The sequence below is a fragment of the Escherichia sp. KTE52 genome (assembly GCF_000408325.1).
Classification (GTDB): domain Bacteria; phylum Pseudomonadota; class Gammaproteobacteria; order Enterobacterales; family Enterobacteriaceae; genus Escherichia; species Escherichia marmotae.
This window is the reverse complement of sequence record NZ_KE138680.1, coordinates 1,385,733-1,397,489: the sequence shown is the minus strand read 5'-3', so window position 1 is coordinate 1,397,489 and position 11,757 is coordinate 1,385,733. Positions and strand designations below refer to the sequence as shown.

The following is an 11,757-nucleotide window of genomic DNA, read 5'->3' as shown; positions in this document are numbered from 1 at the left end:
GATAGTGATGTTGTGTGTTGTTTTATTTATTGCAGCCAGGCTTCCACCAGTGCGCCCCAGTAGCTGCTTGCCGGAACCAGACTTGCATCGTTGAAGTCGTAACCTGGGTTATGCACCATGCATGCCCCTTCCCCGACATCGCCATTACCGAACAGCAAAAAAGCACCTTTCGGCTGGGCTTCCAGCATGAAAGAGAAATCTTCACTGCCCATCAGAGGCTTGATGCCAAACCCGGCCCGATCTTCACCAAACGTTTTACACGCCACCTGCCAGGCAAAGCGCGCCATCTCTTCATCGTTGACCAACACCGGAGTACCGTTAACATGCGTCACATCAGCCGTAGCACCAAAGCTGATAGCCTGGGCTTGTGCCAGAGCGGGAATACGGGCCAACAGAAGTTGCCGGGTTTCACGGCTAAGAGAGCGGACGCTAATTTTCATCTCAGCACTATCAGGAATGACGTTAGCGGCCTCACCCGCAACAATACTGCCGACGGTAATGACTGCGGCTTCCAGCGGATCGACATTGCGCGACACAATGCTTTGTAATGCGGTGGTGATATGTGCGGCAACCAGCACCGGATCAATCGCTTTGTGAGGGATCGCACCGTGTCCGCCACAACCACGAACCGTAATATGGAATTGATCCATTGACGCCATCAGCGCTCCGGGCTGGAAATAAAACTTACCCACTGGCAGACCGGGCATGTTATGCATGCCGAAAATGACATCGCAGGGGAAACGGTCAAAAAGTCCTTCTTTAACCATGATCTCGCCGCCGTTAATCATTTCTTCCGCTGGCTGGAAGATAAGGCGCAACGTGCCGTTAAAGCGGCGGGTTTCAGCAAGATAGCGCGCGGCACCCAGCAATATTGTGGTATGTCCGTCATGCCCGCAGGCATGCATTAAACCGGGATGTTTACTGGCCCAGGACTTGCCGCTATTTTCATAAATTGGCAGCGCATCCATATCGGCACGCAAGCCAATACTTTTCTCTCCGTCACCGACTTTTAAGGTAGCGACCACGCCCGTCGTCGCCAGCCCTTGTTCAACTTCATAACCCCACAGGCGTAACTTTTCCGCCACCAGAGCACTGGTTTTAAACTCCTTTAACCCCAGCTCCGGATTTTCATGGATCTGATAGCGGATCTCGCGCAGTTCTTCCTCAAACCCACGAATAGAGTGTTCGATCATCGGCTATTCCTTTATTCACTGATAAACAGGCTAATTAACGGATTACATTGATGGTATAAATACAAATAACCAATCAATATAAAATATGTATCTATTTGTTTTATAAAATGATTTCACGGAGACAATAACAAAAAGGCACTTTTCAGCAAGATAAAACTATCTGCCATAAGAAAAAGCGTTTAATTGCGAATTAATGAGACAGGGAAGGAGCAGACAAAGCAAAGGCCGCTCACGATATAACCAGATAAATGACGGGGATCAATTGGCTTACCCGCGATAAAATGTTACCATTCTGTTGCTTTTATGTATAAGAACAGGTAAGCCCTACCATGTCACATTCCTACGATTACGATGCCATAGTAATAGGTTCCGGCCCCGGCGGCGAAGGCGCTGCAATGGGTCTGGTTAAGCAAGGTGCGCGCGTCGCAGTTATCGAGCGTTATCAAAATGTTGGCGGCGGTTGCACCCACTGGGGCACCATTCCGTCGAAAGCCCTCCGTCACGCTGTCAGCCGCATTATAGAATTTAATCAAAACCCTCTTTATAGCGATCATTCACGGCTGCTCCGCTCTTCTTTTGCCGATATCCTCAACCATGCCGATAATGTGATTAATCAACAAACGCGCATGCGTCAGGGATTTTACGAACGTAATCACTGCGAAATATTGCAGGGAAACGCTCGCTTTGTTGACGAGCACACGTTGGCGCTGGATTGCCCTGACGGCACGGTAGAAACGCTGACCGCAGAAAAATATGTCATTGCCTGCGGTTCTCGCCCTTATCATCCGGCAGACGTCGATTTTACCCATCCGCGCATTTACGACAGCGACTCGATTCTTAGCATGCATCACGAACCGCGCCATGTACTTATCTACGGTGCCGGGGTGATCGGCTGCGAATATGCGTCGATCTTCCGTGGAATGGATGTGAAAGTCGATCTGATCAACACCCGTGATCGCCTGCTGGCATTTCTGGATCAGGAGATGTCAGATTCTCTCTCCTATCACTTCTGGAACAGTGGCGTGGTGATCCGTCACAACGAAGAGTACGAGAAGATCGAAGGCTGTGACGACGGCGTGATCATGCACCTGAAGTCAGGCAAAAAGCTGAAAGCAGACTGCCTGCTCTATGCCAACGGTCGCACCGGTAATACCGATTCACTGGCGTTACAGAACATTGGACTGGAAACTGACAGCCGCGGTCAGCTAAAGGTCAATAGCATGTACCAGACCGCGCAGCCGCACGTTTACGCGGTGGGCGACGTGATTGGTTATCCAAGCCTGGCGTCGGCGGCCTACGACCAGGGACGCATTGCCGCACAGGCGCTGGTGAAAGGCGAAGCCACCGCGCATCTGATTGAAGATATCCCTACCGGCATCTACACCATTCCGGAAATCAGCTCGGTCGGTAAAACGGAACAGCAACTGACCGCGATGAAAGTGCCGTATGAAGTGGGCCGCGCCCAGTTTAAACATCTGGCTCGTGCGCAAATTGTCGGGATGAACGTGGGCACGTTGAAAATTTTGTTCCATCGGGAAACAAAAGAGATTCTGGGAATTCACTGCTTTGGTGAGCGCGCTGCCGAAATTATTCATATCGGTCAGGCGATTATGGAACAGAAAGGTGGCGGCAACACGATTGAGTACTTCGTCAACACCACCTTTAACTACCCGACTATGGCGGAAGCCTATCGGGTCGCGGCGCTAAACGGCTTAAATCGCCTGTTTTAACGTTTTACCGAAATGGCCATCCATTCTTGCACGGATGGCCTCTGCCAGTTGCTCATAGCGACTGCGCAGCGGCGAACCCGGACGGTAAACCAGGCCAACAGTGCGGCGTGGTTCTGGCTTAATGCACGGCAGATAAACAACGCCATCACGTTTACGCTCCGGCGGCACGGCCAGCGCAGGCAGTAAAGTGATACCGCTACCAGCCGCCACCATGTTACGCAGCGTCTCCAGACTGGTCGCGCGGAAGTGTGTATCTTCATCCGCCCCCGCTTCAAAGCAGAAGCCCATTGCCTGATCGCGCAGACAGTGACCATCTTCCAGCATCAGCAGTTTTTCCCCGGCCAGATCGGCCATCGGTACACATTCACGATCAGCCCACGGGTGATCTTCATAGATTGCCAACAGCATTGGCTCATCAAACAACGGCACTTCAATGAATGCTTCGCTCTCCTTCACCAGTGCGAGGATCACACAGTCGAGTTTGCCGCTGTCCAGTTGCGCCAGTAATTGATGGGTCTGGGCTTCATGCAGATACATTTCCAGCTTCGGAAAAGCCTGGTGCAGCATCGGGATAATATGCGGTAGCAGGTAAGGCCCGACCGTTGGAATCAAACCAATGTGCAGCGGCCCGGACATGGTCTCGCCCTGCTGGCTTGCCATCTCTTTAAGGACTTTCACCTCACGCAGCACGGTACGCGCCTGATCCACCAGCAGCATTCCCGCCTGGGTGAATAACACTTTACGGCTGGTCCGCTCCAGCAACATCACGCCCAGCTCATCTTCCAGCTTACGAATTTGCCCACTCAGGGTTGGCTGGCTGACGTGGCAGGAATCTGCCGCACGGCGAAAATGGCGGTGTTCGGCCAATGCCACCAGGTACTCAAGATCACGAATATTCATTATCCATCCTCCATCGCCACGATAGTTCATGGCGATAGGTAGCATAGCAACGAACGATTATCCCTATCAAGCATTCTGACTGATAATTGCTCACAGAAACGGAGCGGCACCTCTTTAACCCTTGAAGTCACTGCCCGTTTCGAGAGTTTCTCAACTCGAATAACTAAAGCCAACGTGAACTTTTGCGGATCTCCAGGATCCGCTTTTTTTTATTTCGCCCGGCTCCCACAAGAGAGCCAGACCCAATATTTATTCAATGCGATCTTTGACGATAAAGAAGTAACACAGCGCGCCGATGAAGGTCACGCAGGCCGCAATAACCAGCGCCAGATTAAACGAGTGCGTAGTATCCACTACCCAGCCGGTCACGATCGGGGCAAAGGAAGCAAAGACAAAACTGCCAAAGTTTTGAATACCAGCGATGGAAGCCACTTTTGTTTCTGACACCATCACCTGCACCAGTCCCCATGCCGATGTTCCCGCGAAATGCACGCAGAACAGCGCCATTGAGATAAACGCCACCGCCTGCGCAGGCGAGGAAGATTGCACCACCAGCAACGTCCCTAATGCCGACATCATCAAACCGCAAACAATGGCCGTTTTACGCGTCTTCGCCAGGTCGTAGCCTTTTTTCGCCAGTCTATCGACAACAATACCGTTGATCCACATCCCGACTGCCGCCGCAAGGAAAGGAATCGCCGCCACCCAGCCGGTTTTTGCCAGACTGAAACCTTGCGCAGCCTGCAAATAACCGGGTAACCACGCAATGTAGAGCCAACCGGTATAGTTGACACCAGCGAAACCTAAAATCATCCCCCAGGTTGTCCGATGTTTAAACAGCGCCAGCCACTCGCTAAATTGCAATTGTGGACGCGGCTTAACCGGTGCAGAGAGATACGCTCGTTCTTCATCGGTCAGGACAAACTGCGCCCGGTTGCGATACCATGCGTACCAGCAAATCCCAACCAGAATCCCCGCCAGGCCGATGATGACAAACATCGTCCTCCAGCCCCACGCCAGTTGCATCAATACAAGAACAGGGGGCGCGATGGCCTGACCGATAACGGTAGATGAGTTAAGGATCCCCAGCGCCGTGCCGCGTTCTTTTTGCGCATACCAGTCGGTGATAGATTTCACCCCCGCAGGCATAAACGGCGCTTCACCAATACCCAGTCCAATACGCATAATAATAAAGTGGCTAAAGGAATTAACCATTCCTGTTAATGCCTGCATTAATGACCAGAATATTAATCCTGCGCCTAACACAATTCGTGGACCAAAACGATCTAACAAAATACCGGAAGGCAGTTGTGAAAAACCATAAGACAGAGAAAATGCAGAAAGTAAAACGCCAAACTCTGTGGCTGATAATCCTAACTCGCCACGAATCGCCTCGCCTGCCACGCTCAATGATGAGCGATCGAGAAAATTAACGATTCCCGCCATAAATAATAAAACCAGCGCCACCGTCTGAATACGGCGAATCCGTTGCGGTTTATTACCCGCAACACTACCTGGCAAATCAACATCCATTTTTATACTCCTTGAGAAAATTGAATAGATTTGATTACTCAATAAATAAATTAAGCGACAGATATACGGTTTCGCTTAAATCACTACCAATTCCACAATGTACCGTCTTCCAGACGCGCAACGGGGAGATACGCCGGATCATACGGATATTTCGCCGCCAGCTTCTCATCAAAGGAGATACCCAGCCCTGGTTCATCGCCTGGGTGCATATAACCCGCGTCGAAGCGCCAGCTATGCGGGAAGACCTCAAGCATTTGTTCGGAATAACCCATGTACTCCTGAACACCGAAGTTAGGCACCCAGAGATCAAAATGCAGTGCTGCCGCATGGCAAATGGGCGATAAATCAGAAGGGCCATGCGAACCGGTACGCACCTGATAAAGCGATGCAAAATCGGCAATCCGTCGCATCCCGGTAATTCCACCAGCATGGGTAATCGTCGTGCGGATATAGTCAATTAACTGCTCTTCGATTAACTGCTTACAATCCCAGATACTATTAAAGACTTCTCCGACCGCAATTGGTGTCACGGTATGCTGGCGAATCAAACGGAAACATTCCTGATTCTCGGCAGGTGTCGGGTCTTCCATCCAGAACAGGCGGTAATCTTCAATGCTCTTACCAAAGCGCGCCGCTTCAATAGGGGTAAGGCGATGGTGCATGTCATGCAACAGATGTTCATTAAAACCGAACTTGTTGCGCACGGCCTCAAAGAGCTTCGGCGTAAAATCGAGATACTTTTCTGAAGACCACAATTGTTCTTCCGGCCACTGGCCTTTGGTTGCCGGTTCGTAAGCCAGCCCTTTTCCCTTCGCCAGGCCATAGGTAGTTTGCATACCCGGCACGCCGCACTGCACCCGAATCGCCTTAAAGCCCATTTGCTGGTGTTTTGCATAGTCTTCAAGGACTTCATCAATTGTACGCCCGGTGGTGTGGCAATAGACCATCACGCCCTCGCGAGAAGCGCCACCCAGCAGTTGATACAGCGGCATATTGGCTGCTTTAGCTTTGATATCCCATAACGCCATATCAATGGCAGAGATTGCCGACATCGTGACGGGGCCACGCCGCCAGTAAGCACCTTTATAAAAGAATTGCCAGATATCTTCGATACGGCTGGCATCGCGACCTATTAATTGTGGACAAAGATGATCTTTCAGATAGGAAGCGACCGACAATTCACGACCATTTAATGTGGCATCTCCCAGCCCACAAAGTCCGCTTTCAGTGGTTATTTTAAGCGTAACGAAATTACGCCCGGGGCAAGTGACAAAAACGTCCGCAGCAATAATTTTCATTATTGCACTCTCCTGTGTTTTAAATAGACGTTTTAAACTTAATTTTATGCCTACTACCATACAAGGAAGAAAAAGTGATTATTCAACCGTGATCACATTAAAAATAAAATTTTCCGCCGAGGAACAGAAATATCCTTAAATATTGCCTACAATATTAACCATCATCGTTAAAACAACACGTTAAATAATCACATAACAAATTCCATTAATCTTAAAAATGAACACAGCAATAGAAATTAATTATATTCAATTAATTAAAATATGTATTGTTTGATGTATTTGAAAATGATTTTTATAGGAAAAGTAAACGTAAAGAAGACGCAAGAATTAAAAGGAATGTGACGAAGAATGGCTGTGGCTGGACGTAAAACTCAGGGGCATCAGGATGATGATAAATTCCTGCCAGATGCGGCGTAAACGCCTTATCTGGCTTACAAAGCGCAACACTACGTAGGCATGATAAGGCAAACTCCCCGTTTTCAGGGGAGCGATATAAACAAGTTACACCAACCGCGCCTTTGCAAAAGCAATCGCCTGCGCCACCTGCTGCGGTGAGACGCCGCCTTTTGCCGCACGTTTGTCGAGGCACGATTGCAACGACAAAATCGGATACACATCTTCTCCAATCACCTTGCTGAATTTCTGCAACTCAGCCAGCGGCAGTTCTTCCAGTGGTTTGCCCTGACGAATGGCTTCCACCACCGCTTCACCCACAATATGGTGCGCCTCGCGGAACGGTACGCCTTTTGCCACCAGATAATCCGCCAGTTCAGTGGCGTTAGCGTAACCCTGTTGCGCCGCTTCCTGACAACGCGGGCGTTTCACCTGAATCCCATCCAGCACCAGCGCTGCCATATGCAGGCAATCCAGCCAGGTGTCGAGTGCGTCGAACAAGCCCTCTTTGTCTTCCTGCATGTCTTTGTTATAGGCCAGCGGCAACCCTTTCAGAGTCATCATCATGCCGGTTAATGCGCCCTGGACACGACCACATTTCCCACGAATCAGCTCCAGCGCATCCGGGTTTTTCTTCTGCGGCATTAAGGATGAACCGGAAGTCACGCGATCAGACAGTTCGACAAAACCCGCTTCGCCGGTGTTAAAGAAAATGAGATCTTCGGCAAAACGCGACAGATGCACCATGCCGATGGCGGCGGCAGAAAGCAGTTCCAGTACGTGATCACGGTCAGAAACGCTGTCCAGGCTGTTACGCGTTGCCGAGGCAAAACCCAGCCAGCCAGCCAGTTGTTCACGGTCAATGTCATAGGCCGTTCCCGCCAGCGCACCACAACCTAACGGGCTGACATCCAGACGCTTAAGCGCGTCCTGCAAACGGCTTTCATCACGCGCCAGCATCTCAACATAGGCCAGGCACCAGTGAGCGAACGTCACCGGTTGAGCGCGTTGCAGGTGGGTATAACCCGGCATCACTGCGTCCTGATTATTTTGCGCCGTTTCCACCAACGCCGATTGCAACTGGCGGTTAGCCGCCAGCAACTCGCTGACCATCTCTTTGCACCACAATTTCAGGTCAGTCGCTACCTGGTCATTACGGCTACGCCCGGTATGCAGTTTTTTGCCTAACTGACCCACTTTGTCGATCAGTTTACCTTCCACCCAGCTATGGATATCTTCGGCGTCGCTTTCGAGGATTTGTTGTGGCCTGGCGCGAACGTCTTCCAGCAGCACGTTCAGCGCCTCTTCTAGTTGCACCTGCTCTTCTGCGGTCAACACACCTACCGTTACCAGGGCTTTGGACCAGGCTACAGAGCCGACAATATCCTGCTCCGCCAGACGGTAATCAAAGCGCAATGAGTCATTAAATTGTTTGAACCGTTGATCTGCTGCCTGAGTAAAACGCCCGCCCCAAAGTGCCATAACTCTGTTTCCTTATTTTGAAATTCAATGCCGGAAGCTGTGCCTCCGGCCAACAAAAATTAAGCTAAAATCCGCGTCCCCATCGGCATACCGTTAAACAGTGCCGGAAGCTGTTCCGCATGACGCCAGGAGGCGATGTCCACCGGGCGGCCCAGCGTGCGTGCAGCGTCCAGCGCCGCATTCACTTTCACAATCATGCCGTCAGTAATAATGCCCTGCTCAATCAGTTGTTCTGCTTTCGCCGCGGTCATCTCAGCAATTCGTTGCCCTTTACCGTCGAGGATGCCACTGACATCAGAAAGCAAAATCAGATCCGCACCCAGCGTTGCCGCCAGTGCCGTCGCGGCCTGGTCAGCATTGACGTTCATCAGTTGCCCTTCGTCCGTCACACCAATAGAGCTGACCACCGGCAAATAACCGTTTTCCAGCAACGTGTTGATAAGCTTAGGCGAACCTGGCTGCGCCAGTCCAACATGGCCCAACTCTTCATCGAGCTGGGTCACTTTGACGCTGTCGCCATCACCGAGAAACAGCCCCACAGCAGCAATCTGATGTTTCTTCGCCCACGCCAGCAGGGTTTTATTTGCCGTTCCCGCCAGTGCGCCAGTGATAATGTCTATCTGATCCGCAGGCGTCACGCGCAGGCCGTTTTTCTTTTTCACCGGCAGATTCAACCCTTTCATCAACTCATCCACCACGCAGCCGCCGCCGTGAACAATCACCAACGGACGCTGATGAGACTCGCGATAATTCACCAGTGCGCTAAACAGCCGTTCCAGCGCCTCTTCACTATCCAGCAATACGCCGCCCAGTTTGATAATTAATGGATTCATCATTGCACCCTTAAATAAGAGACTGCGTTTCCGCATAGCCGAAACGAATATTGGCACACTGGATTGCCTGTGCCGCCGCACCTTTCAATAAGTTGTCTTCGGTCGCCACCACAATCAGATGCTCGCCCTGAACGGCAAAACCGATATCGCAGAACGGTAGCCCGACAACGTTTTTCAGCGCCGGAACGCCTTTGTCATACAACCGTACCAGCGGTTTATGCGCATATGCCTGTTGCAACACTTGTGCTACTTGCGCCTGGGTCACGCCCGGTTTCAGACGGCAGGTAATCGTTTCCAGAATGCCGCGCGGGAAATTGCCCAGATGCGGGGTGAAGATCACGTCAGCACCAAGGTGTGTAGCGATCTCCGGTTGATGGCGATGGGTAAAGACACCGTATGGTTGCAGGCTGACTTCACAAAAGCTGTTAGAAATCGCTGCCTTACGTCCTGCACCGCTTACACCGCTGGTGGCGTTGATGACCGGCCACTGATTGAGATCTAGAAGATCGGCATCAATCAACGGTTTAAGCGCCAACTGCGCTGCCGTCGGGTAACACCCCGGCACCGCAATCAAATTCGCTTCTTTTAATTTATTGCCGCACCACTCCGCCAGACCATAAGCGGCTTGCTCCAGCAGTTCCGGGTATTGATGGGTAAAGCCGTAATATTTTTCATAGAAGGCGGCGTCGTTAACGCGGAATGCGCCGGAAAGGTCGAATACCACACAGCCTGCATCAAGAAACTGCGGTGCTAAATCGTGGCTAACTTCATGGGCAGTGGCGAGAAACACCACATCCACCCCTGGGCTAAACTCGCTGATATCCGACATCGGCTGCAGTGGCAGATCAACGATGCCTTTGAGCTGCGGATGCAAATCGGAGATTAACTTTCCCGCATCATTGCTTTGCGCTGAAACAGTCAAAGCGGTTATGTTCATATGCGGATGGCGATTTACATAGGTCACTAGCTCTGCGCCAGCGTAACCACTGGCACCCACAATCAGCGTATTCAACATCGGGGCTATTCACCTTCTTATGTCTGTTTGCCTGGCTAAACGTAAAACATTCACCTTACGGCTGGTGGGTTTTATTACGCTCAACGTTAGTGTATTTTTATTCACAATTAATGCATGAATATTGATACTATCATGACCAGAGGTGTGTCAACAATGAAAAACAAATTACCGCCATTTATCGAGATCTACCGTGCTCTGATTGCCACACCTTCAATAAGCGCCACGGAAGAAGCGCTCGATCAAAGCAATGCAGATTTAATCACTCTGCTGGCGGGTTGGTTCAAAGATTTGGGCTTCAATGTGGAAGTGCAGCCCTTGCCGGGAACACGCAACAAATTTAATATGCTGGCAAGTTGCGGACACGGCGCTGGCGGCTTGTTGCTGGCGGGGCATACCGATACCGTGCCGTTTGATGACGGGCGCTGGACGCGCGATCCGTTTACGCTGACTGAGCATGACGGCAAGCTCTATGGTCTGGGCACCGCCGACATGAAAGGCTTCTTTGCGTTTATCCTTGATGCACTACGCGATGTCGACGTTACGAAGCTTGCAAAGCCGCTCTACATTCTGGCGACTGCCGATGAAGAAACCAGTATGGCCGGAGCGCGTTATTTTGCCGAAACCACCGCCCTGCGCCCGGATTGCGCCATCATTGGCGAACCGACGTCACTGCAACCGGTACGCGCACATAAAGGCCATATTTCTAACGCCATTCGCATTATGGGTCAGTCGGGGCACTCCAGCGATCCGGCACGCGGGGTGAATGCCATCGAGCTGATGCATGACGCCATCGGCCATATTTTACAATTACGTGACGACCTTAAAGAACGCTATCACTATGAAGCGTTTACCGTACCGTATCCCACGCTCAACCTCGGGCATATTCACGGCGGTGACGCATCTAACCGAATTTGCGCCTGCTGTGAGTTGCATATGGATATTCGTCCGCTGCCAGGCATGACGCTCAATGAACTTAACGGCTTGCTCAACGACGCGCTGGCACCGGTAAGCGAACGCTGGCCGGGTCGTCTGACGGTCGAAGAACTGCATCCGCCGATCCCTGGCTATGAGTGCCCGCCGAATCATCAACTGGTTGAAGTGGTTGAGAAATTGCTCGGCGCACAGACCGAAGTGGTGAACTACTGTACCGAAGCACCGTTTATTCAGACGCTATGCCCGACGCTGGTGTTAGGACCAGGTTCAATCAATCAAGCCCATCAGCCTGATGAATATCTGGAGACACGGTTTATTAAACCCACCCGCGAGTTGATCACCCAGGTGATTCACCATTTTTGCTGGCATTAAAACGTAGGCCGGACAAAGCGCTCGCGCCGCATCCGGCACTGCTGCCAAACTCCAGCACCGCAGTAATGTCGGATG

At 51.3% G+C, this 11,757-nt stretch carries 9 protein-coding genes; 2 read left to right on the top strand and 7 right to left on the bottom strand.

Annotated features, from left to right (window positions below; all coding sequences use genetic code 11):
- Positions 1-26 precede the first annotated feature (26 nt).
- On the bottom strand, positions 27-1,193 hold the full coding sequence (locus A1SC_RS05085; protein ID WP_016262753.1) for a M20 aminoacylase family protein: 1,167 nt from the start codon (positions 1,191-1,193) through the stop codon (positions 27-29).
- A gap of 329 nt (positions 1,194-1,522) precedes the next feature.
- Here A1SC_RS05085 and sthA point away from each other — a divergent pair, with 329 nt between their 5' ends.
- A complete protein-coding gene (gene sthA / locus A1SC_RS05090) occupies positions 1,523-2,923 on the top strand; it encodes a Si-specific NAD(P)(+) transhydrogenase (RefSeq protein WP_000019889.1) in 1,401 nt (466 codons plus the stop codon).
- Here the strand turns inward: sthA and oxyR are convergent.
- The 6 genes from oxyR to argC all read right to left on the bottom strand — a co-directional run bounded on the left by oxyR (position 2,906) and on the right by argC (position 10,377).
- Positions 2,906-3,823: a DNA-binding transcriptional regulator OxyR gene (gene oxyR, locus A1SC_RS05095; RefSeq protein WP_001025929.1), complete on the bottom strand. Its 918-nt coding sequence runs from the start codon at positions 3,821-3,823 to the stop codon at positions 2,906-2,908. The genes sthA and oxyR overlap by 18 nt on opposite strands.
- A gap of 249 nt (positions 3,824-4,072) precedes the next feature.
- A complete protein-coding gene (locus tag A1SC_RS05100; protein WP_000382161.1) occupies positions 4,073-5,356 on the bottom strand; it encodes an MFS transporter in 1,284 nt (427 codons plus the stop codon).
- Between the two features lie 83 nt (positions 5,357-5,439).
- On the bottom strand, positions 5,440-6,654 hold the full coding sequence (gene manD, locus A1SC_RS05105) for a D-mannonate dehydratase ManD (protein WP_000690941.1): 1,215 nt from the start codon (positions 6,652-6,654) through the stop codon (positions 5,440-5,442).
- A gap of 501 nt (positions 6,655-7,155) precedes the next feature.
- Positions 7,156-8,529 carry an argininosuccinate lyase gene (gene argH / locus A1SC_RS05110; RefSeq protein ID WP_001240113.1) on the bottom strand — a complete coding sequence of 458 codons (1,374 nt, stop codon included), beginning with the start codon at positions 8,527-8,529 and terminating at the stop codon, positions 7,156-7,158.
- Between the two features lie 59 nt (positions 8,530-8,588).
- The gene (argB, locus tag A1SC_RS05115) at positions 8,589-9,365 is read right to left on the bottom strand and encodes an acetylglutamate kinase (protein WP_001362445.1); all 777 of its coding nucleotides are present in this window, start codon (positions 9,363-9,365) and stop codon (positions 8,589-8,591) included.
- A gap of 7 nt (positions 9,366-9,372) precedes the next feature.
- Positions 9,373-10,377: an N-acetyl-gamma-glutamyl-phosphate reductase gene (argC, locus tag A1SC_RS05120; RefSeq protein WP_000935354.1), complete on the bottom strand. Its 1,005-nt coding sequence runs from the start codon at positions 10,375-10,377 to the stop codon at positions 9,373-9,375.
- A gap of 153 nt (positions 10,378-10,530) precedes the next feature.
- On the opposite strand from argC, the gene argE reads away from it, so the two are divergent.
- Positions 10,531-11,682, top strand: a complete 1,152-nt coding sequence (gene argE / locus A1SC_RS05125) for an acetylornithine deacetylase (protein ID WP_016262752.1) — start codon at positions 10,531-10,533, stop codon at positions 11,680-11,682.
- Positions 11,683-11,757: the final 75 nt, after the last annotated feature.

What these genes read in the sequence shown, in the direction of transcription:
- A1SC_RS05085 (WP_016262753.1), bottom strand. Translation starts at nt 1,193, where the DNA reads ATGATCGAACACTCTATTCGTGGGTTTGAGGAAGAACTGCGCGAGATC.
- sthA (WP_000019889.1), top strand. Translation starts at nt 1,523, where the DNA reads ATGTCACATTCCTACGATTACGATGCCATAGTAATAGGTTCCGGCCCC.
- oxyR (WP_001025929.1), bottom strand. Translation starts at nt 3,823, where the DNA reads ATGAATATTCGTGATCTTGAGTACCTGGTGGCATTGGCCGAACACCGC.
- A1SC_RS05100 (WP_000382161.1), bottom strand. Translation starts at nt 5,356, where the DNA reads ATGGATGTTGATTTGCCAGGTAGTGTTGCGGGTAATAAACCGCAACGG.
- manD (WP_000690941.1), bottom strand. Translation starts at nt 6,654, where the DNA reads ATGAAAATTATTGCTGCGGACGTTTTTGTCACTTGCCCCGGGCGTAAT.
- argH (WP_001240113.1), bottom strand. Translation starts at nt 8,529, where the DNA reads ATGGCACTTTGGGGCGGGCGTTTTACTCAGGCAGCAGATCAACGGTTC.
- argB (WP_001362445.1), bottom strand. Translation starts at nt 9,365, where the DNA reads ATGATGAATCCATTAATTATCAAACTGGGCGGCGTATTGCTGGATAGT.
- argC (WP_000935354.1), bottom strand. Translation starts at nt 10,377, where the DNA reads ATGTTGAATACGCTGATTGTGGGTGCCAGTGGTTACGCTGGCGCAGAG.
- argE (WP_016262752.1), top strand. Translation starts at nt 10,531, where the DNA reads ATGAAAAACAAATTACCGCCATTTATCGAGATCTACCGTGCTCTGATT.